This is a genomic window from Streptomyces sp. NBC_01264, from assembly GCF_026340675.1.
GTDB lineage: Bacteria > Actinomycetota > Actinomycetes > Streptomycetales > Streptomycetaceae > Streptomyces.
On record NZ_JAPEOX010000001.1, the window covers coordinates 3,115,961 to 3,137,660 of the forward strand.

Here is a 21,700-nt window from a genome sequence, read left to right on the forward strand (position 1 = left end):
CTGAGCCACCAAGGTGAGGCGCCCCGTCCAGCACGCCCCCTCACGACCCTTCACCTCGGCCGCATCCCGCGCCTCGTAGGGTGAGGTCAGCACAAAGGGGACGTACCGCACCAAAGGATCCATCGTGAACGAGCAGCAGCACCCGCGGCCCACCACGCCCGGCGAGCCGCCGGCGCCGCCGGGCCTCCCGGGGTCCGCGCTCCCCCCGCTCCCCCCGCCCCGGCGCGGCGCCGACTGGATGTTCGGCGGGGTGTACGGGACCGTCCTCGCGTCCGGGCTGCTGGCCGCGCTCGACCAGAAGGGCGGGGAGTACACCCCCTTCTACGACGCCAGCTGGGTGCTCGTCACCGCCGCCACGGCGGGGCTCGCGCACGGGTACTCGCACCACATGAGCACCCATCAGGCCGGCTCCGCCGGTCATCGGTGGCGGATCCTCGGGCGGGCGCTGTGGAACGAGTGGCCCATGATCGCGGCCACCCTGCCCACGGTCCTGCTCCTGCTCGTCGCCGGACTAGCCGACTGGGACTCGCACGCGGTCACGGCCGTCGGGCTCGGCGTGAACACCGCGATGCTGTTCGCCTGGGGGGCCTTCGTGGCCCTCAGGGTCGGCTACAAACTCGCCTCGGCGCTGCTCATCGGAGTCGCCGACGCCACGATCGGACTGGCCATCATCGCGGCCAACGCGGTCATCAAATAGCACCGCCCCGCCCGACGGGGTGCCCGTCCGGGCGGGGCGGCGTGCCCGCGGGCTCACTCCGGCAGCTGGCCCTCCGCCTCCGCCAGGATCTCCGTCAGCCGGGCCCCGAACTCCGCGCCCCGTACGTCCGGCACCCCGGTGCGGGCCGAGGTGAGGAGGGCGTCCAGGGCGCGGCCGTAGGCACCCGGGACGTTGCTCCAGTCCGGCAGGCCGAAGACGCCGGCGGTCCCGCGCAGTTCCAGCCCCACCCCGGCGGCCGCGCGCGGGGAGCTGAGGCTGAGCACGGCGGTGCTGGCCGCGCCCGAGGTGTGGCGCAGGGCCAGCTGGACCACGTCGGCGGGGCCGCGGGTCGCGCTGACCGCGGTGACCTCGCCGAGGACAGGGATGAGTACGGACAGGGCGTGCGGGCCCACGTCCCACAGCCCGCCCTTGGCCTTGCGCCAGGGCGAGTCCGCGTAGGCGCTGGGCTCGCCGTCGGGCGGGAAGACCGCGCCGAGCCAGTGCGCGGCGGCGGTGAACCAGCCCGTGCGCTCCGCCTGCTCCTCGACCCAGCCGGCGGTCGGCTCGGCGAAGCGCAGGGTGAGGAAGACCACGGAGGCGACCCCGTGCTCGGCCACGGCCGCGGCGACCGCGCGGGCGTCGGCCGGGGTCGTGGCGACGGGCTTGTCGAGCAGCAGGTGGCAGCCGGCGGCGGCCGCGCGCACGGCGAGCGGGGCCTGCACGTCGGGCGGGAGCGCGAAGGCCACGGCGTCACAGTCGGCGAACAGCGCGTCGGGGTCTTCGTACACCGTCACCCCGTACTCGCGCGCCAGCTCGGCCGCGGCTTCGGGACGCCGGCCCCAGACTCCGACGAACTCGGAGCCAGGGTGCGCGGCGAGGGCGGGGGCGTGCGTGCGGTGGGCCCATGGGCCGGTGCCCAGCAGCCCGACCCGGGGGCGGGGCCCGGAAGCGGCCTCAGCGGCGGCATCTCCGGCGGACGTCAAATCGTACGAAATGCTCACCCGCCCAGTCTGCCCCACCCGGACGGGTGTCCGGACGCCAACCCTCTCGACCACGCCCACCTGCGGCGCAAACCTCGGTAACACGGGGTTCACACACGGGCAACGGAAGAGAAATCGCGAGCGGGCACTCTGCGGTCAACACCGCAGAACGAATTCGCAGTACGCGAGCCACAGGGACGTGAACCGCCGTACGCGATCCGCAGGACGCAGCGCAGCACCCGCAGAGTCTGCGCCGGAGCGACGCACCGAAGGATGGGGCCCGTGAGCTACAAGGCTGAGTACATCTGGATCGACGGAACCGAGCCGACGGCGAAGCTGCGCTCCAAGACCAAGATCATGGCGGACGGCGACGCGCTGCCGATCTGGGGCTTCGACGGTTCGAGTACCAACCAGGCCGAGGGCCACGCCTCCGACCGCGTACTGCAGCCTGTGTTCACCTGCCCGGACCCGATCCGCGGCGGCGACAACGTCCTCGTCCTGTGCGAGGTCCTGAACATCGACATGACCCCGCACGAGTCGAACACCCGCGCGCTGCTGCGTCCGATCGCCGAGAAGTTCGCCGCTCAGGAGCCGATCTACGGCATCGAGCAGGAGTACACCTTCTTCGACGGCACCCGCCCGCTGGGCTTCCCGGTCAACGGCTTCCCGGCCGCGCAGGGCGGCTACTACTGCGGCGTCGGCTCGGACGAGATCTTCGGCCGCGAGATCGTCGAGAAGCACCTGGACCACTGCCTCGCGGCGGGCCTGGCCATCTCCGGCATCAACGCCGAGGTCATGCCCGGCCAGTGGGAGTTCCAGGTCGGCCCGGTCGGCCCGCTGGAGGTCTCCGACCAGCTGTGGATCGCGCGCTGGCTGCTCTACCGCACCGCCGAGGACTTCAACGTCTCCGCGACGCTGAACCCGAAGCCGGTCAAGGGCGACTGGAACGGCGCGGGTGCGCACACCAACTTCTCCACGAAGGCGATGCGCGAGGACTACCGCGCGATCATCTCCGCGGCCGAGTCGCTGGGCGAGGGCAGCAAGCCGCTGGACCACGTCAAGAACTACGGCGCGGGCATCGACGAGCGTCTGACGGGCCTGCACGAGACCGCCCCGTGGAACGAGTACAGCTACGGCGTCTCGGACCGCGGCGCGTCCGTCCGCATCCCGTGGCAGGTCGAGAAGGACGGCAAGGGCTACATCGAGGACCGCCGCCCGAACGCGAACGTGGACCCGTACGTGGTGACCCGCCTCATCACGGACACCTGCTGCACCGCCCTGGAGAAGGACGGCCTGGTCTGACCCCGGCCGGCCACCACTGACAGCACGGCGCCCGTCCTCCCCTCGGGGAGGACGGGCGCCGTGCTGTCAGTGGCTGCTGTCATCGTGGGGGCCATGCTGCCCGTCACCCTGCGCACCGAGCCCGCCGAGACCTACCGCCGCCCCGCGCTGCCCTGGCTGTCCGAGCTCGTCGGGCGCATCGGCGCCGACGGGGACCACTTCCTCGTCGTGGAGCGGCTGCCCGACGAGCCCGACGTGTTCGTCCAGGTCTGGCACGAGACCGGCGGGGACTACCAGCTGGAGTTCCGCGACGGCGCTGCCGACCGGCACTTCCAGGCCTTCGTCCCGACGGCGGCCGAGGTGGTGGACGTGATGACCCGCTGGGCCCGCCGGGAGAAGGGCTGGGACCTCGGCCCGGCCTGGGAGCGGCTGGAGTTCGCGGTGGAGGAGGTGGCGCCGCTCGCGCCGGAGGTGGAGGAGGAGCTGACCGGGCTCGTACGGGACGGGCTGCGGTGCGGTTACGACGACCGGGCGGCCCTGAGCGAGAACGCCGAGGAGTACCTCGTCGCGGACGGCGTCCGGCCGGTGTCGCGCGCGCAGGCCGAGCAGCCGGTGGACCGGCTCTGGCGGGAGCGGCTGGCGGAACAGGCCGGCTGGGTGGGCGAGACCGATCCCGATCGGCTCGCACGGGCCTTCGCCGCGCTCGACTCCGCCGGCATCACCGCGCGGGAGAACTTCGCCTGCTGCCGCTCCTGCGGCCTCGCGGAAATCCGGGGGGCGGGGCCGGAGGACGCCCGGGGGTTCGTCTTCTTCCACGCGCAGTGCACCGAGGGCGCGGCGGCGGGCGGCGACCTGTGGCTGCTCTACGGGGGCTTCGAGCAGAGCGAGGAGCTCACGGCCTCCGTGGGCCAGGAGGTCACCCGCGCGCTCGACGCGGTGGGGCTGTCGTGGACCTGGGACGGATCCGCCCAGGATGCGATACGGGTCACCGGGATGGAGTGGAAAAAGCGGCTGGACGGGTGACGGATTGTCGGGATTGCAATGGTCCGTTCATGCCATGATCACGGAATATGGGATTCCGCTCCATAGAGTGAGACGGGGTCTGCCCCGGGGGCCGTGCATCTGCTTGAATGGGGCCATGGCCAGCTACTCGTACACCTCGACAGGTCGCAGCGACCTCGAGCCGTTCTGGCCTTCCCGTCAGGACCACGATTTCGACCGGGTGTGTTGCCGCGCGAAGAACGCGCCGGCCCTCTAAAGCCTCCGGGACTCCAACCGACTTCCCCCAGGCCTTCGGTCTGCGCGGTACGACACAAGACGACGCCACTCCGCACGTCTCCTGCCGACCACTCCGCGTGAAAGAGCTGACCACTCATGGCGAACACCCGTTCCTTCGCTTCTGCCGCCTCCGCTGCGACCTCTCCCCTGACCTACCCGAGCTTCCCGCCCAGTCCGCGCCACCGCCTGCGGGCCGTGGACCGCGACGAGGTGGCGCGCGTCGTGGACTTCCTGCCGCCCGGTGCCACCTGGCTGCCCGCCCCGGCGCACACCCTGCCCAGCCTCCCCGGCCAGCCGCCGATGGTCGGCTACCTGGTGCTCGTACCGGCCGACCAGCAGCCGCCGATCGCCTTCTCCCCGCAGTCCGTTCCCGCCGCCGCGACCCCGGGCGCGGCGGCCGTCACCGGGGACTCCCTGGTCCGCATCGACCCCGCGCAGCGCACCGCCGAGGTGGACGGCGAGGTCCTGGACCTGACGTACCTGGAGTTCGAGCTGCTGGCCCACCTGGTCGCGCACCCGCACCGGGTCCACAGCCGCGACCAGCTGGTCACCACCGTCTGGGGCTACGGCCACGTCGGCGACGGCCGTACGGTCGACGTCCACGTCGCGCGGCTGCGGCGCAAGCTGGGCGCGGCCCACCGCGGCGCGATCCAGACCGTACGCCGGGTGGGGTACAAGTACGCCCCCTGACCGGACCACGGACAGAGCGGCGCGGGCCCGTACTCACGAGGGGGAGTACGGGCCCGATGCCGTGAAGCGTCAGGGGTCGGTCAACTCGGGCCGCCACAAAGGGGATTTCCTCGTACATCCGTGCTGATCAGACCCGGTCCCTGACGTAGGCTTTTCCGTCGTGACCACCGGAACCGGCAGCGTACTTGCCCCACTTGAGCCCCAGGACCCCCGCGAGACCGCCGGCTACCGGCTGATCGCCCGGATCGGCGAGGGCGGCATGGGCACCGTCTACCTCTCGCACACGCGCGGCGGGCAGCCGGTCGCGCTGAAGCTGATCCGCCGGGAGTTCGGGCAGGACCCGGACTTCCGGAGCCGGTTCGAGCAGGAGGTGCGGGCCGCGCGCCGGGTGCAGGGCTACCACCTCGTACCGGTCCTCGACCACGACACCACGGGCGCCTCGCCCTGGCTCGCCTCGGTGTTCGTACCGGGACTGTCGCTGCACGACGCCCTGAGCGCCTACGGACCGCTCCCGCTCCCCGCGGTCTTCCAGCTGATCGGCTGCACGGCGCGGGCCCTCGGCTCCATCCACGCCGCGGGGGTGGTGCACCGCGATCTGAAGCCCGCCAACCTCCTGCTCGGCGCGGCCGGACCGTACGTCATCGACTTCGGGATCGCCCGGGCCGCCGACAGCACGCAGCTCACCCGCACCGGCGGGGTCATCGGCACTCCGCAGTACATGTCCCCCGAACACGCGCTGGGCGCCGAGGTCACCACCGCGAGCGACCTGTTCGCGGTCGGGCTCATCGCGGCGGTCGCGGCCACCGGGCGGCATCCGTACGGGGAGGGCGGGGCCACCGCCATCGGCGTGCGGATCGCCAACACCGACCGGCTGCCTCCGGACCTGAACGGCTACCCGGCGGAACTGCGGCCCTTGCTGGAGCGCTGCCTGACGGCGGACCCGGCGGCGCGGATCGGTACGGACGAGCTCGCCGCGATGTGCGAACTGTTCGCCGGGCGGCCGCTGAACGACTTCGACGGCTGGCTTCCGGAGCCGGTCGGGCAGGAGATCGCCCGGCGGGTACGGGCCGCGGAGAATCCGCCTGTGCCCACGGTGGCGGACCGGGGCGCGGGTGCGGGTGCAGGAGGCGGCGCCGGCGGGTTCGGCCCGGCCGATACGGGCCCGGGCGCCGGGGCCTCCGGCGCCTCCGGCGGGATCCACTCCGCCGACACGGCGTTCGCACCGCCCCGGCCCGCCGGGCCGCCACGGCCGGGCCACCCGACGCCCGCGCCCACGGCGCCGCCGGCTCCGGCCCCCAAGGGGTTCCGTGGCGGGCTCGTCGCCGCCTCGCTCGTCCTCGCGGTCGCCGCGGGAGCCGGCACGGTCTGGCTGCTGGACGGGGACGACTCCAAGGACGACGCGAAGACGCCCGCCGCCCGGCAGGAGACCCCGGCCGCGCCCGCGTCCGGATCACCGGACCCGGCCAATGCCTCCTCCTCGCCGAAGGCCTCGGCCTCGGCCTCCTCCTCGCCGAAGTCCGCGTACACGCCGGTCTTCCAGGACAAACCCCTGACCCTGCGCGCGCCCTCCTCCAGCACCGGGACCCACGTCGACCTGGACGCCCCGCAGATCTTCCCGAAAGGAGGCATCGGCAAGACCCAGGGCATGGAGCTCACCTACCAGGACTGGGGCGACGCCGATCTGCGCTTCCTGACGGCCATGGGCAAGAGCACCGGCACCACGCCGGAGGAGTGCCGGGACGCCGTCGCCACCAACACCTTGGCCTCCAGGGTGGGCAAGGACGAGCTGAAGGCGGGCAAGACGCTCACGAAGGGGACGGTGCTGTGCACCGTCACCGGTGACAACAACCTGGCGATGCTCCGCATCACCGAGGTCGTGCTCGACACGAGCAAGGGGTCCATCGGCCCCATGCCGGACTACGTCACCGCACTCACCCTCTGGAAGATCGGCTGACGCCGTGGGCCGGGGCTCCCGGGGAAGCCCCGGCCCACGGACGCTGCCCTAGACGCCGGCGCCGGCCCCGGCCCGGCGCCGCGACGCGGCGAAGCCCAGCGCCACGTCGGCCGCCAGGAACACCAGCAGACTGATCCCGAGCAGCGGTACGAACCAGCCCACGAGGGCCGTCGCGGCGGCCAGCGGCAGCAGCACCGTCACCGGCAGCTTCCGCCAGGCCCCGCGCGGCTGGGCGCGGCCGACCGAGAGCGTGCGGTCCTTGGTCGGACGGCGCAGCCACCACATGCGGTAGCCCCAGACGACCATGGCCATCACCAGGACCGCCAGCACGGCCAGCGCCAGCTGGTTGACGAGCCCGAAGGTCAGGCCCATGTGCAGGTCGATGCCGAAGCGGGTCAGCTGCGCGAGCAGCGGGTGGTCGGCGAAGCGGAGCACGTCCATGACCCGCCCGTCGGCGGGGTCCACGGAGACCGCGTCCAGGTGCACCGGCACCTGCTTGTCCTGCTCCTTGACCACGTACCCCTTGCCCTGGGCGGGCAGGGTGATCCGCAGCGATTCGGTGACCCCGGCGGACCGGGCCGCCGCCACCGCTCCGTCGATGCCGATGGCATCGGCCGGCGCCGACGGGGCGGGCGCCGCCGCCTGGTCACCGCCGGCCGCGCCGTGCCCGGCGTGCTCGCCGCCGGCGTCCGCGGCCGGGGCGCCGGGCAGCTTGGCGGCCACGGCCGGGGTGCCCCCGCCGAGACCGTCCTTCAGTTCCCCGATGTTCTCGCCGGCGTACCTCGACCAGGTCAGGCCGGTGGCGGAGAGCCCGACGAGGCCGAGCACGATCCAGACGCCGACGGAGCCGTGCCAGGACAGGGTCTTGCGCCGGCCGGTCGCCTTGCGGTCGGGCAGGACGAGCGCGGCACGGCCGGCCTTACGGGCCCGCTTGCGGCCGATCCACAGCGCGAGTCCGCCGAGCGCGACCACCCACAGCCAGCTCGCGGCGAGCTCGCTGTAGTTCCGGCCGAACTCCCCGAGGTGGAGGCTGGCGTGGAACTCGCTCAGCCAGGCCCGCAGCGGCAGCGCGTCGCCGACGGTGGTGAGCTTCCCGCGGACCTCGGCCGTATACGGATCGACGAACACGGTGAGGGTCTCACCCTCGGCGAGTCCCGGGCTCTCCATGATCACCCGGGTGGTGGCGTCCGCCTCCGGTGCGGGCCACACGGCCGAGACCGTGCCCTGGGGCGCGGCGTTCACGGCCGCCGCGACCTGGGCGCTGAGCGGCTGCGCGCTCGCGCCGACGCGGTCGACCGTCAGCTGGTCGGCGTAGAGGATCTTCTCGGCCTGCCAGGAACCGGCGTAGAGCAGCCCGGTGGTGGCGGCGACCAGCAGGAGCGGGGCGATCAGCACCCCGGCGTAGAAGTGCAGGCGCAGCAGCAGCGGCCGCAGGGCGGCCCAGGTGCCGGGCGTACGGACGGGGGTATCGGGGGTGTCGGGTGCGTCGGGATCCGCTGCGCGGAGTTGCCCGACCTCGTCGAGAGACATGGGTGTCCTAGGTGTTGGCGAAGACATGGGTGAGCAGCCCCAGGTCTCGCCCCCCTCACCAGGAAGGTGCGCCGTTCGGTCAGGCGCGGGCAGGACGGCCGGGGGCCGTGATACGGATCCGTCCGCGCGCGGGCGGCCCGCGCCGCTCGGCGGTGTGCGCGTGCACGGCCCCGCGCAGGGTCCGCCGCCGCGAGTACCCGGCGGGCCGCAGCGGCCGCGCCGGCGGTACGGGGAGCACGCGCGCCCGGAGCAGGGCGAGGACCCGGGAGAGCGGCCGGGCGGCGAGCAGCGCCCCGGCCGCGAGGGCGGCGGCGAGCCGGAAGACGGCGGCCTCGCCCCAGGCCAGCCAGAGCGCGCAGAACAGCCCGGCGAGGGCGTGGGCGGCGATCATGCCGAGCCCGTCGTGGGCGTGGCCGGCGGCGATGTCGCCCATGCCGGCCATACCGCTCATGCCCTCCAGGCCGCTCATACCGTCCATGGAGTGCATGCCGTCCATCGCGTGCATGCCGTGCGCTCCGTGCGCGGCACCCGCCGCATCCGGGGCACCGATGTCCGCACCCGCACCCACCTGGTGCCCGCCGCCCGCCGGGGCCGGGGCCGAGGCGGAGAAGACGAGGTGCAGGACCGCCTGGACGGCGAGCAACGCGGCCGTGATGGAGAGCGGTCCGCGCCGGCGCGCGGCGGAGAGCCAGGCGAGCCCTCCGGTCACCCCGAAGGCGGACAGAAGTCCCAGTGCGGGAAGGTCCGTACCGGACATGTACGAATGCCCCGTCGCACCCAGTGCGACGGCCACCGCCGCGAAGAGTGCGGCCCGCAGGGCGCGCATCGGCGCGGGGCTGTGTGACATGACCTGCGAATATTGGCACGGCCTCCCGCCTCGCCGTACGGCACCCCCGTGGCCGATCATGGTGCGATGAGCCCCCTGTCCTTGACGGTCCCGCTGAGCACGGTGTACACGGGCGCGGTCCAGCTCGGGGCGTACGCCCTGGAGCGGCTGGATCCGGCGGCGCGGGAGCGGTTGCTGCGCCGCTGCTCCACCAATGCCGACAACCTGGACGCCGGCCGCTGGGAGACCCTGCCGGCCAGTGCCCTCCTCGTCGAGGAGCCGATGCCGCTGCCGTACGCGCTCCTGCTGGTGGCCGTTCTCGGGTACGCCGAGTACGCCCGCGGGGCCTGGTGGACGGCGGCCGCCTTGCTGTTCGGGCACGTCACGGCCACCCTGCTGGTGTACGCGGTGCTCCGCCGGACGGCCGACCCCCGGACCCGGCGGGCGGTGGACGTGGGCACCAGCTACGGCCTCAACACCGTCCTCGGGGCGCTGACGTCGGCGCTGCCGCGCGGGCCGGTGCGCACCACCGCCCGGGCCGGTCTGCTGGCGCTCGCCGTCCGGCCGGTGCTGCGGCGGGAGCGGACCTTCACCGATGCCGGGCACCTGGTGGCCCTGGGGCTCGGACTCGGCGTTTCACTGGCCGCCGATTGCCTTTCCGGAGCGAAATCTCCGAACATCATACGGATGACACGCGTCACCCAGCGCGCTTCGTCCTGAGCCATCCATTTCTCTGATCATTCGATTCTCTGATCATGTTTCCCTGATCACGTTGGAGCCGCCACGATGACCGCCACCCCCGCCAAGACCGTCGCCAACCTCCGGGACCTCGGCGGCACCCCGCTCGCCGGGGGCCGCACCGTCCGCCCGGGTCTCGTGCTGCGCTCCGGCCAGCTCGACCGGCTCGACCTCGACGTCGACCGGGTGGTGGCCGCGCTGGGCATCGGCACCGTCATCGACTTCCGGACCGGCGTGGAACGCGGCGAACACCCCGACCAGGTGCCGGCCGGTGCCCGGCTGCTCATAGCCGACGCCCTGGCCGACAAGATGGCCGCCGACGGCAGCCGTGACGGCGGCCCGGGGAAGATTCCCGCCGCCCAGCTCAAGGACATCCTGTCCGACCCGGTGGTCGCGGAGGAGCACCTCGGCGGCGGCAAGGCGCAGGCCCTGTTCACCAGCCTCTACCGCTCCCTGGTCAGCTCCGCCTCCGCGCAGGCCGCGTACCGGCTGCTGCTCACCGAGCTCGCCGACCCGCAGGCCGGGCCGCTGCTCTTCCACTGCACGGCGGGCAAGGACCGTACGGGCTGGGGCGCGACCGTGATCCTGTCGCTGCTCGGCGCGGACGACGAGACGCTGATGAGCGAGTACCTGTCGGTCAACCCGGCGGTGCGGATCGCCTTCGCCCCGATGATCGAAGGCTTCACGGCGGCCGGCGGCGACCCGGACATCGCGCTGGCCCTGATCGGCGTCTTTCCCTCCTACCTGGAGGCCGCGCTGGACGAGGTGAACACGCGCTACGGCTCGATGGAGAAGTACGTGCGCGAGGGCCTCGGCGTCCCCGACGAAACGATCGAGGCACTGCGCACCCGCCTGATCGCGTAGCCCCGGAGGGAGATCGGCCCGAACGCGCGCGCTGGGACCGGGTGACCATCCGACCATTCGCTCGTTCTGCTGAACGTGACTGCGCCGGATACCGCCACCCGCCCCCTCTCCCCCGATGTCGAGCAGGCCGAGGCCGCCATCGTCGAGCACTATCCCCGGCTGGTCCGGCTGGCCTACCTGGTGCTGCCGCCCGCCCTCGGCCGTAACCGGCGGGTGCTCACCGCCCACTCGCTGGCCCAGCGCGCCCTGCCGCGCGGGCGGCGGGACGGTGCGGCCGCCGCGCAGGCGGCGGTGCAGGGCGGGGTGCCGGGGCAGCGGGGCGGTGCGGGTCCCGAGTCCGGGTACGCGTACGTACGGCTGCGCGTGCTGCGGGCCGCGCTGGAAGCCGGGATCCCGCTGACGTTCCGCGCGCTGCCCCGGCGGGCCCAACTGCCGCCGTTGCTCCCCCAGGTGTGGGGGCTGCGGCTGTTCCCGCGCTCGGGCGGGGCCGAGGAGCTGGCGCTCGACCAGTGGCTGGCCACCCTCGACGGGCCGGGCCGGGCCGCGTGCGTCCTGCGGGCGCTGGAGCGGCTGCCCGAGCCGGAGGTGCTGCGGGTACTGGCGGAGGCGGGCGTGGTCAATCCGGCCGCCGCCGTCGCGGAGTCGGGGGATCCGTCGACCGACGAGCTGTTCGCCTCACCGGAGTTCGACCCCTGCGTGCTCCAGGCCCGGCCCACCGACCTGCTGCGCCGCCGGCGGCTGGTGCGGGCGGGGATCGCCGCCGGGGCCGCCCTCGCCGTGTGCGGGGTGCTGCTCTCGCTGCCCGGCGGGGGCTGGGGGGCCGACGGGGCCGCCGCCCCGCTGTACGCGAGGAACGCCGCGGCGGAGCAGGCCCTGGACCCCGGGCAGCTGGTCCGGGTCGCGCCCACGGTCTGGCGCACCTCCTCCCGTACCGACTACTCCGGCTGGCCCGCGCGCGGCGACCGCGTCGACGATGCCGCACTGCTGCGGCGGGCGCTGGCCGTCTGGGCCCGGCCGGGCCGCTCGGTCGTGGTCTCGGCCACACCCGGCACCCCGTCCGGACCGCCGATGGGGCCCCCGCAGCTGCTGTTCGCCGGGACCGTCGACCAGGCCGTCGTGGTCCTGCTGTACGACGGCCTGCGCGTGGCCCGGTACGCCGAACCGCGCTCCGGCACCGAGATCGCCGCCCTCGACTTCGCCCGGACCGACGGCGCCTCGGCGGACACGGCGGCGGCCCTGGTGCTCAGCAGGGTCGACGGCAACGTCCGCTATCTGACGGCGCCGTGGGTGACGGCCGCGACGCAGCGGGACCTGCTCAAGCCGGGGGACGCCCCGACGGGACTGGAGCTCACGGCGGACGGGGTCACCCCGCCGGTGCCGAGCCCCGCCCCCGCGGGAACCTGTACGAGCTGGAACGCGCTGGCCGTGACCGGTGACGGCGCGACCCGGCTCTTCACCGACCTGGGCGAACTGACCCCGGCCCGGCTGACCTCGGGGGCGCCTGGCGCCGAGCGGAACGTGACGGAGGGCGCGGAGCTGGGCGACTGGTCGCGGATCGCGTGCCTGCTGCCCTCGGTGCGCTCGCACGGGGTGCGCACGGTCAACGCGTGGACGTACGCGAAGCAGCCGCTGCCGGAGGGCGACGGCACGGCGACCTGGCTGTGCACCCGGGCGGAGACCTGGCAGGGCACGGCGGACCGGGTGCAGGCACAGTTCCTGGCCCCGGGCGCGCCGCTGGCCGCCCAGGCGGCGAAGGCGGAGGGTTCGCCGGCGTGCGGGCCGCGGGAGCCGCGGGTGCTGGCCGGGGTGCTGTGGAAGTCGAAGGCCGGGCAGTGGTACGTCCTGGCGGCGGGCAGTGCGCAGTTCGCCTCGCTGACCGTGGGCGGCGGCCAGGTGAGCGGGGTCGCGGTGGGCAACCGGCTGGCGGTGAAGGCTCCGGCGGGGGCGCAGGTGGAACTGACGGGCAAGCTCACGGACGGTTCGAAGGCGGGGGTGTTGAGGTAGTCCCGGCGCCGGTCCGGACCAGGGCGCAGGAAGTGTCGGTAGAGGGGTTTCCCTCCCCTCTACCCATCAGTACATTGACGCCATGTCTAATACGCCGCCCGCGTCGCCCGCCCCCGTGGCGTCTGAACACATAGAGCTGAAGGCCCGCAACGTGTCCTTCTCCTGGGAGGACACCCCGCTCCACTGGCTGCCCGGCGACCCCTTCGCGAACCACACGATCAACGTGCTGCACCTGCTGCTCCCGGCGGGCGAGCGCTGGTTCGTGCACGTCTACAAGCAGGTGCTCCCGTACATCACGGACGAGCGACTGCGCGAGGACGTCGTGGGGTTCATCGGCCAGGAGGCCATGCACGCGAGCGCGCACGACGACGTGCTCCCCCACCTGAAGCGGCTGGGCCTGGACCCGACGCCCTACACGGCGCAGATCGACTGGCTCTTCGAGAAGATGCTCGGGGACCGGACGCTGCCGCCGGGCGCGCCCCGCAAGTGGTGGCTGATGGAGCGCGTGGCGATGATCGCCGCGATCGAGCACTACACGGCCTTCCTGGGCAACTGGGTGCTCAACGCGGAGGAACTGGACCGGCGCGGCGCGGACCCGGTGATGCTGGACCTGCTGCGCTGGCACGGTGCGGAGGAGGTCGAGCACCGGTCGGTGGCCTTCGACCTGTTCATGCACCTGGACGGCAACTACCGCCGCCGGGCGCGGACCTGGGCCACGGCCTTCACGGCGCTGGTCTTCCTGTGGCAGCGCGGATCGCGCTACTTCATGGAACACGACCCCGGACTCCCGCCCGGCTCCAGGGCATCGGTGGGCCAGTTCTACCGCTCGGGCCGCAAGGGGACCCTGCCGTCGACCGGCGCGATGCTGAAGTCGATCCCGACGTACCTCTCGCGCACCTACCACCCCTCGCAGGAGGGCTCCACGGCGCAGGCCGTCGCCTACCTGGCCTCCTCCCCCGGCGCGAACGGCGGTGGCCGCGGATGAGGCGTGCCCTCACGGTGACCGCGCTCGCGGGCGCCGCCTGGCTGGCGAAGCGTGCGATCGGCCGGCGCATCGACGCCGGATCGCCGCTGTGGCCGCTGCCCGCGCTGGAGACCCCGGTCTCGGGGTACTCGCCGCGCCGGTGGATTCCGGCGCTGATCGTCTCCCGTACCGAGCCCGCGGAGGGGGTGCTGTCCCTGACGCTGGAATCGGCGGAACTCCCGGAGTGGGCCCCGGGTGCGCACCTGGACGTGCGGCTCCCGTCGGGGCTGGTGCGCCAGTACTCCCTGTGCGGCGACCCCGCCGACCGGGGCCGCTACACGATCGCGGTCCGGCTCGTGGAAGACGGCCGCGGCGGCTCGCGCGAGGCGCACGCCCAGCTGGTGGAGGGCGCGGAGCTCGCGGTCCGCCCGCCGCGCAACCGCTTCCCCCTCGTCCCCGCCCCGTCCTACGCCTTCGTCGCGGGCGGGATCGGCATCACCCCGGTCCTCCCGATGCTCCGGGCGGCCACGGCGGCGGGCGCGGACTGGACCCTGCTCTACGGGGGCCGCTCGCGGGCCTCGATGCCCTTCCTGGCCGAACTCGCGCGGTACGGGGACCGGGTCACGGTCGTCGCCGAGGACGAGGCGGGCCTCCCCGACCTGAGCGCCCTCGGCGCGTCCCTCGGCCCGGGCACCCTGGTCTACTGCTGCGGCCCGGCCCCGCTGATGGCGGCGGTCGAGGCGGCCGTTCCCGCGGGAGTCCCGGTCCACTTGGAGCGGTTTTCCCCGGCGGCCGCGGGCGGGGACGCGAAGCCCTTCACCGTGGAACTGCACCGCTCGGGCCGGGTCGTGGAGGTCGCGGCGGCGGAATCCGCCCTGACCGCCGTCCGCCGGGAGCTGCCCGATACCCCGTACTCCTGCGAGCAGGGCTTCTGCGGCACCTGCCAACACCGGGTGCTGTCGGGGGACATCGACCACCGCGACACCCTCCTCACGGACGGCGAACGCGAGGATTCCATGCTGCTGTGCGTGTCCCGCGCGGCCTCGGACCGGCTGGTCCTGGACCTGTAGGGGGCCCCTACGGGGGTGCGCAGTAGGGTGTCCGCATGACAACCGGGGTGCGGCGCAGGATGGGTGTCGAGGAGCGGCGGCAGCAGCTGATCGGGGTGGCGCTGGAACTGTTCAGCCACCGCTCGCCCGACGATGTGTCCATCGACGAGATCGCGGCGGCCGCGGGGATATCGCGGCCGCTGGTCTACCACTACTTTCCCGGCAAGCTGAGCCTCTACGAGGCTGCGCTGCGGCGGGCCGCCGACGAGCTCGCGCTGCGGTTCGTGGAGCCGAGGGAGGGGCCGCTCGGGGCGCGGCTGCTCCGGGTCATGGGGCGGTTCTTCGCCTTCGTGGACGAGCACGGGCCCGGTTTCTCGGCGCTGATGCGGGGCGGTCCGGCGGTCGGCAGCAGCCGGGCCAACGCGATGATCGACGAGGTCCGCCAGGCGGCGTACGAGCAGATCCTCGCGCACCTGGGCGTCGACCTCAAGGCTCCGCCCGCCCGGCTGGAGCTCGTGGTGCGCTCGTGGGTGTCGCTGGCCGAGTCGACGGCGCTGATCTGGCTGGACGGCCGGCGGATCCCGCGCGCCGAGCTGGAGTTGCAGCTGGTGCACGATTTCGCGGCGCTGGCCGCGGTGAGCGCCGCCTACGACGCGGAGATGGCGGGAATCCTCGTACGGATCCTGGTGGACGAGCCGCCCGATGGGCCGTTCGGGGAACTGGTGGGGCGGCTGGTGGCCCTCGTCCCCACAGGAGCCGCCCCCTCAGGAGCCGCCCCCACGGGGTCCGTCCCCACCGGGTCCGGCCCCTCGGTGCCCGGTCCGCGTTGATGGACCGTTCTTGATCGAATAGCGCGCAATAATGCCCGCGTGATCATTGACGACGGGATCGTGTTCCGCCAGGCCGAGGAGAAGGACGCCGGCACGCTGGTGGCACTGTACGACCAGGCCGCCCGCTGGATGGCCGCGCACGGGATCGAGCAGTGGAAGCCCGGGGAGAAGGATCCCGCGCACTTCCTGGCGGTCATGCGCGAGGGCGAGGTGTGGCTGGCCTCGGACGGCAACGGGCACGCCGTCGGGGCCTACGAGCTGTGGTGGTCCGACGAGGACGCCTGGGGGATCCAGCCGCCCGTGGCCGGCTACGCGCACCGGCTCATGGTCGAACGCGAGGCCGCGCCCGCCGGGGCCGGCCGGCGGCTGCTCGAACACTTCGAGCGGCGCATCGCCAGGACCGGCCGCGAACGGGCGCGGCTGGACTGCGTCTCCACCAACCCCCGGCTGGTCGCGTACTACCAGTCCGCGGGCTACCGGGTGGTCGGGGAGTTCCCCCACAAGGTGGGCAAGGACGGACGGGTCTACGGGGTGATCCTGCTGGAGAAGCGGCTGGACCAGCTCACTCTGGTCAACCCCGCTTGAAGACGGCCGCCGTGCGCGCCGGGACGGCGAACTCCCCCTTCGCCCGGTCGTACGCCGCCTGCCGGACCACCGCGTCCGCACCCGAGGCCTGGACCGGATGCAGGGCGTACGCCGTGCCCGCGAGGGCCGGGACCCGCTGGGTCAGGGCGGTGGGAGCGGCGTTGAAGACCACCACCAGGTCGCCCAGGGCCATCGTGATCACGCCCGGGGTCTCCTCGGGCCCCGAGAGGGGGAAGGCCAGCTTCGCCTGGACCGCGTCGGCGGTGGTGAGGGCGAAGGCCGGTTCCGTCGTACGGATCCTCAGCAGGTCCCCGTACGCGGCCGAGGCGCCGCCGATCTCCGCGCAGCCGGGTGCGGGCGCTGCCAGCAGGGGCTTCGCGTAGGTCCACTTCGGGCGGTTGTCGGCCGCCGGGGGCAGGCCGCGGCCGAAGCCGTTGCCGTCCTCGCAGTCCCAGTGGATGGCGTTGAACCAGTCCCCGCTGTCGTAGGAGTTGCGGTCCAGGGACTTGGAGCGGAGCAGGTCCGTGCCCGCCTGGGAGAGGGCCGGGCCCTGGGAGAGGGCGGCCACGGACATCGCCAGGACCTGGGCGCGGGACCGGTCGGCCGGCGTGGTGCCCTCCGGGAGCTTGAAGGCGAGGGCGTCGAAGAGGGTCTCGTTGTCGTGGGCGTCGACGTACGCGAGCGCGTCGCCAGGGGCTGCCGCGTACCCGGCCGGGGCTCCGTTGTAGTCCACCTCGGAGCCCTTGACCGTACGGCCGGTGGAGTCCGTGAAGGCGTACGTGGCGAGGTTGCCGGTCAGCCCGACCTTGATCAGGTCCTGGTCGTGGAGGAGCCGGGCGCGCTGCTGCGCCGGAGTGCCGTTCGCCGGGGAAGCGTTGGGCGCGGTGAACAGGCCGGAGGCGAAGCCCTGGACGCGCGGGTCCTCGTCGAAGGGGCCGCCGCCGCGGACCGCGTCGCGGGCCCGGTCGGAGAAGGTGGCGATGCCGGTGCCGGCCATGTTCCGCTGCGTGGCCTGCACGAAGCGGGCGTCGTCGGCGACCTCGCCGAAGTTCCAGCCCTCGCCGTAGAGGACGATCTTCTTCCCGTCGACCCCGTCCTTCCGGGGCGTCAGCGCGTCGAGGGCGGCTCGCACGGCCAGGATGTTGGCCTTGGGGTGGTGGCCCATGAGGTCGAAGCGGAAGCCGTCGACCTTGTACTGCTTGGCCCAGGTGACCACCGAGTCCACGACGAGGCGGCCCATCATGGCGTTCTCGGGGGCGGTGTTGGCGCAGCAGGTGGAGTTGGCGACGGAGCCGTCGGCGAGCAGCCGCTGGTAGTAGCCGGGGACGATGCGGTCGAGCACCGACGTTTCGGACTGGCCGGCGGCCACGGTGTGGTTGTAGACCACGTCCATGACCGTGCGCAGGCCCGCGCCGTTCAGGGACTGCACCATGCGGCGGAACTCCACCGTGCGGGCCGTGCCGTTCGGGTCGCTCGCGTACGAGCCCTCGGGGACCGTGTAGTGCAGCGGGTCGTAGCCCCAGTTGTAGGCGTCCTTCGCGGCCGCGGCGGCCACGCAGGCCTGCTGCTCCTCGGAGTCGGGGGCGTAGACCTTCAGGTCGCAGGCGGGCTCGGTGCGGTCCCCGGGCTTCTCGGGAATGGTGCCGATGTCGAAGGCGGGCAGCAGGTGGACGTACGAGGTGCCGGCGGCGGCCAGGTCGCGCAGGTGGCGCATGCCCGCCGAGGCGGTGTCGGTGAAGGCCAGGTACTGGCCGGGGTGGGTGGTGGTGCGGTCGGCGACCGAGAAGTCGCGGACGTGCAGCTCCTGGATCTGCGCGGAGGTGAAGGGGACGGGCGCGGGCTTCTTCAGCTCGCGCCAGCCCGCCGGGGCCAGCTTCGGGTCGGCGAGGTCCACGGCCAGGCTGTACGCGGAGTCCGTGGTCAGGGCGGTGGAGTACGGGTCGGTGACCAGGTTGCGGACTACCTGGCCGGTGCTCGGGGCCCAGACGGTGACGGCGTAGCGGTAGCGCTTGCCGGTCCAGTCGCGTTCGCCGCGCACCGACCAGACGCCGGTGGCGTCGTCGCGGCGCATGGGGACGGTGCGGCCGCCGTCGAGTTCGAGGGCGACCTGCTGGGCGGTCGGGGCCCACACGGAGAGGGCGGGGCGGCCGTCCTTGAAGACGGGGCCGAGGGCGGCCTGCTCCGCGCCGGTCGCGTAGAGGTCGTCGAGGACCCCGGCGAGCTGCACCCCGGTGGCGGCGAGTACGGCGCCGTTGGCGGCGCGGGCACTGGCGACGAGCTGGCCGCGCAGGGCCTCGCGGACGCGGTCCCGGTCGCGCGGGTCGATCGTCCAGGCTATATACGCGGCCAGGTGCGGGTACTTCTGCTTCTGGGCGGCGCTCAGCTCGGTCTTCGCTAGGCGCAGCCATTGCGCCCGGCCGGTCAGGGTGCCGTTCTCGGCCTTGACGGCGCCTTCGCGGGAGGCGAGGAGCTGGAGGGAGGCGGCGGCGGACGGGGCGTTCCAGGCGACGGTGTCGCGGTCGATCCAGACGGCCTGGGCCTTGGTGAGGTCCAGTGCGGCGGCGCTGCCGGCGGGCTGCGGGAGGAGGTACTTCTCCTTGCCTCCCAGCATCCACACCTCGTGCCCGTTGGCCTTCAGGTCGAGGGACTGGTCGGAGGGGAGGTCCTTCTCGTCGCCCTTGTGGAGGATGTAGCTGAGGGTGGTGGCTCCGGCGGCGAGGGGGACCTCGTAGACGGCGCCGTAGGAGTCGGTGCGGGAGGGGAGGATCGGCTTGGACCAGTCGGTGGGCGTGGCCGCTCCGGTCCAGACGTGCAGGCCCCAGCCCTCGTAGGCGCCGTCGGGGCGCTGGTGGTGCAGGACGGCCTTCGTGGTGTCCTGCGGCGGGTAGGCGGGGCGGTCGGTGCGGGCGGGCTCCTTGCCCTGTTCCAGCCAGATCTCGCCGGTCTTCGTCACGTCGATGGTGCGGTCGGCGGCGACGTCCTTGGTGCCGTCCTTGTCGATGACGAGGTAGCCGACGCTGCTCGCGCCGGGCTTCAGCTTGACGTACGCGAAGGCGCCGTAGGCGTCGCGGCCGGTGAAGTCGTGGCCGGCGGGCCAGGGGGTGGTCTCGCCCTCGGCCAAGTCGCCCCAGGCAAAGAGGCGCCAGTTGGTGTAGTCGCCGTCGGGGCGGTTGTAGTGGACGATCGCGTAGTCGCGCTGGGTGGCGGTGGGGACCTCGGCGGGCGGGGTCTGCCCGGTCACGGACGCGGCGAGGGCGCTCGTGGTGCGGCCGGCGGAGTCGACGACCACGGCCTTGTAGCGCAGCGGGGTGCCGGCGGCGGTGGCCGGGTCGATGAACTGGGTGACCTTGTACGGGGCGTGGTCGGCGGAGCCGAGGACCTGCCACTTCTCCGTGCCGGTCTGGGCGGCGAAGACGACCCGGCTCAGGGGGTCGCCGGTGACCTCGGCCGCGAGCTCGACGGTGCCGGTGGCGCCGGGGGCCGGGGCCTTGAGGGTGAGGGCGGGCTTGGTGGTGGGCTTGGCGGCGGGGGTGGTGGCCCGGAGGACCACGGAGCCGAGGGCCGGGAGGGGGACGGTCAGCTTGCCGGTGGCGGAGGAGCGGATCAGTGTGGCCGTGCCGCCGTAGAGGAGGGTGTACTGGACGCCGGCCGGGGCGTCGAGGTCGATGGTGCGGGGCGCGGTGGCGTTGTTGGCCGCGACCAGGTACTCGGTGCGCGTACGGGTGTCGGTGCGGGCGAAGGCATAGGCCGAACCATCGGAGAAACGTTCACTCTGGACGCCGTCCCGGAGGGCCGGGTGCTCCTTCGTCAGCTTCGCGAGAGCACTGATCTGCTTGTAGAGCGGGTGCTCCGGATCGTAAGCATCGTTCGCATGTGTGCGCACTGTTCCGAGCTGGTCGTCGTCCAGGTAGTCGGCCGCCTTGGAGGCGAAGAGGGGCTGTCGGGCGTCCTTGTCCCCGCCCGCGCCGGTGAAGCCCTGCTCGTCGCCGGAGTAGATCACCGGGTTGCCCCGGGAGAGGAACATCAGCTCGTTGGCCAGCCGGTACCGGTCCAGCAGTTCCCGCTCCCCCGCCCCCGGCCGGTCCTGCTTCAGGAAGGTCCCGAAGCGGCCCATGTCGTGGTTCCCGAGGAAGGTGACCTGCTCGTAGGCGTTCGCCCTGTCGGTGGTGTACCGGTAGTCGTCGCCGAAGACGGAGGCCAGCCTCCCGGCCTCCGCGCCCTGGGCGGCGTACGAGCGGATCGCCTCCTGGAGCGGGAAGTCGAGGGTGGCGTCCAGGCGTCCGCGGGTCACGTAGGGGGAGGTGATCGCGGTGTCGGCGGAGTAGACCTCGCCGAACATGAAGAAGTCCTTGCGGCCGTGCCGGGCCGCGTAGGCGTCGAGGGCGGTGGCCCACTGGGTCCAGAACCCGGTGTCGACGTGCTTGACGGTGTCGATGCGGAAGCCGTCGACGTCGAACTCCTCGACCCACTTCTCGTAGATCTTCTCCATCCCCTCCACGACCTCGGGACGCTCGGTCCACAGGTCGTCGAGGCCGAAGAAGTCACCCTGGTCGGAGGATTCGCCGGCGAAGGTGGAGTCGCCCCGGTTGTGGTACATCGTCGGGTCGTTGAGCCAGGCCGGGGACTTCAGGTTCTTCTTCGCCGCGGGGACGAAGGGGGTGCGGGGGAACGAGTCGGTGTCGGTCTTCGGGAACTTCCCCTTCCCCTTCCCCTTCCCCGTCCCCCTCCCCGTCCCCTCGCTGTAATCGGCGTCCTCGAAGGGCTCCCCGTCCTTGGTCAGGTACGGGAAGGCGCCCTTCGACAGGTACCCGTAGGACGCCTCCCGGTAGTCGACGACGTCGGCGGTGTGGTTGGTGATGACGTCGAAGAAGACCTTCATCCCCTTCCCGTGCGCCTTGTCGATCAGCCGCTCCAGATCGGCGTTGGTCCCGAAGTGCGGGTCGACCTGGGTGAAGTCGGTGATCCAGTACCCGTGGTAGCCGGCCGAGGCGTCCTTGCCCGTCCCCTGCACCGGCTGGTTCTTGAAGATCGGCGCCATCCAGATGGCCGTGGTGCCGAGCCCCTTGATGTAGTCCAGCCGGTCGGTGATCCCCTTGAGGTCCCCGCCCTGGTAGAAGCCCTTGTCCGTCGGGTCCAGCCCGGTCTCCAGCCGGGAACCGGTCAGGCCGCCCCGGTCGTTGCGCGGATCGCCGTTCGCGAACCGGTCCGGGAGCACGAAGTAGAACTGCTCCCGGGTCAGGTCGTGCCGCGCGGACTCGGCCGCCAGTCGGGCGTCCGAGGGCGGTGCCGGTGGCGCCTTGGCGGCGTCCGCCGCGGCGGCGGGCAGGGCGGGCAGGAGCGTCACGGCCAGGGTGGCGGCGAGCACTCCCGCGGCGCCGGCGAGGGCGGGGCGTATCAAGGCGGATCTCCTCGGGTACGGGACGGGGTGGG

At 73.1% G+C, this 21,700-nt stretch carries 16 protein-coding genes; 12 read left to right on the forward strand and 4 right to left on the reverse strand.

The genetic code is table 11. The annotated features are described in order from the left end of the window. The first annotated feature begins 124 nt into the window (after nt 1-124). Nucleotides 125-697, forward strand: coding sequence for a hypothetical protein (locus OG435_RS14255; RefSeq protein WP_266877194.1), 573 nt, complete (start codon nt 125-127; stop codon nt 695-697). A gap of 53 nt (nt 698-750) precedes the next feature. Here the strand turns inward: OG435_RS14255 and OG435_RS14260 are convergent, their stop codons facing one another. Next, the gene (locus tag OG435_RS14260; protein ID WP_430625758.1) at nt 751-1,680 is read right to left on the reverse strand and encodes a Gfo/Idh/MocA family protein; all 930 of its coding nucleotides are present in this window, start codon (nt 1,678-1,680) and stop codon (nt 751-753) included. Between the two features lie 279 nt (nt 1,681-1,959). Between OG435_RS14260 and glnII the strand changes: the two genes are divergently transcribed. The 4 genes from glnII to OG435_RS14285 all read left to right on the forward strand — a co-directional run bounded on the left by glnII (nt 1,960) and on the right by OG435_RS14285 (nt 6,880). Further along, nucleotides 1,960-2,979, forward strand: a complete 1,020-nt coding sequence (gene glnII / locus OG435_RS14265; RefSeq protein WP_266877195.1) for a glutamine synthetase — start codon at nt 1,960-1,962, stop codon at nt 2,977-2,979. Nucleotides 2,980-3,072: 93 nt separating this feature from the next. Beyond that, nucleotides 3,073-3,981 carry a DUF6891 domain-containing protein gene (locus OG435_RS14270; protein WP_266877196.1) on the forward strand — a complete coding sequence of 303 codons (909 nt, stop codon included), beginning with the start codon at nt 3,073-3,075 and terminating at the stop codon, nt 3,979-3,981. 351 nt (nt 3,982-4,332) lie between these two features. Further along, nucleotides 4,333-4,926 (forward strand): winged helix-turn-helix domain-containing protein, encoded by a 594-nt coding sequence (locus OG435_RS14280; protein WP_266877198.1) that lies wholly within the window; start codon nt 4,333-4,335, stop codon nt 4,924-4,926. Nucleotides 4,927-5,086: 160 nt separating this feature from the next. Then, nucleotides 5,087-6,880, forward strand: coding sequence for a serine/threonine-protein kinase (locus OG435_RS14285; protein WP_266877199.1), 1,794 nt, complete (start codon nt 5,087-5,089; stop codon nt 6,878-6,880). 48 nt (nt 6,881-6,928) lie between these two features. Here the strand turns inward: OG435_RS14285 and OG435_RS14290 are convergent, their stop codons facing one another. Both OG435_RS14290 and OG435_RS14295 read right to left on the reverse strand, forming a co-directional pair. After that, nucleotides 6,929-8,410, reverse strand: coding sequence for a PepSY-associated TM helix domain-containing protein (locus tag OG435_RS14290; RefSeq protein ID WP_266877200.1), 1,482 nt, complete (start codon nt 8,408-8,410; stop codon nt 6,929-6,931). Nucleotides 8,411-8,489: 79 nt separating this feature from the next. Then, nucleotides 8,490-9,257, reverse strand: coding sequence for a hypothetical protein (locus OG435_RS14295; protein WP_266877201.1), 768 nt, complete (start codon nt 9,255-9,257; stop codon nt 8,490-8,492). 66 nt (nt 9,258-9,323) lie between these two features. Between OG435_RS14295 and OG435_RS14300 the strand changes: the two genes are divergently transcribed. The 7 genes from OG435_RS14300 (at nt 9,324) to OG435_RS14330 (ending at nt 16,270) form a co-directional block, all read left to right on the forward strand. After that, nucleotides 9,324-9,956, forward strand: coding sequence for a rhomboid-like protein (locus OG435_RS14300; protein ID WP_266877202.1), 633 nt, complete (start codon nt 9,324-9,326; stop codon nt 9,954-9,956). 66 nt (nt 9,957-10,022) lie between these two features. Further along, complete coding sequence (locus OG435_RS14305; protein WP_266877203.1) at nt 10,023-10,838, forward strand: tyrosine-protein phosphatase; 816 nt, start codon at nt 10,023-10,025, stop codon at nt 10,836-10,838. 75 nt (nt 10,839-10,913) lie between these two features. Continuing rightward, on the forward strand, nt 10,914-12,842 hold the full coding sequence (locus OG435_RS14310; protein ID WP_430625630.1) for a hypothetical protein: 1,929 nt from the start codon (nt 10,914-10,916) through the stop codon (nt 12,840-12,842). An 82-nt stretch (nt 12,843-12,924) separates the two neighbouring features. Then, nucleotides 12,925-13,827, forward strand: coding sequence for a metal-dependent hydrolase (locus OG435_RS14315; RefSeq protein WP_266877204.1), 903 nt, complete (start codon nt 12,925-12,927; stop codon nt 13,825-13,827). Beyond that, nucleotides 13,824-14,876, forward strand: coding sequence for a PDR/VanB family oxidoreductase (locus OG435_RS14320; protein WP_266877205.1), 1,053 nt, complete (start codon nt 13,824-13,826; stop codon nt 14,874-14,876). Before OG435_RS14315 ends, OG435_RS14320 begins: the two co-directional genes overlap by 4 nt. A gap of 35 nt (nt 14,877-14,911) precedes the next feature. Then, nucleotides 14,912-15,685 (forward strand): TetR/AcrR family transcriptional regulator, encoded by a 774-nt coding sequence (locus OG435_RS14325; RefSeq protein WP_266877206.1) that lies wholly within the window; start codon nt 14,912-14,914, stop codon nt 15,683-15,685. Between the two features lie 39 nt (nt 15,686-15,724). After that, nucleotides 15,725-16,270 (forward strand): GNAT family N-acetyltransferase, encoded by a 546-nt coding sequence (locus tag OG435_RS14330; RefSeq protein WP_266877207.1) that lies wholly within the window; start codon nt 15,725-15,727, stop codon nt 16,268-16,270. Here OG435_RS14330 and pulA read toward each other — a convergent pair. Further along, a complete protein-coding gene (gene pulA, locus OG435_RS14335) occupies nt 16,257-21,668 on the reverse strand; it encodes a pullulanase-type alpha-1,6-glucosidase (RefSeq protein WP_266877208.1) in 5,412 nt (1,803 codons plus the stop codon). The genes OG435_RS14330 and pulA overlap by 14 nt on opposite strands. Nucleotides 21,669-21,700: the final 32 nt, after the last annotated feature.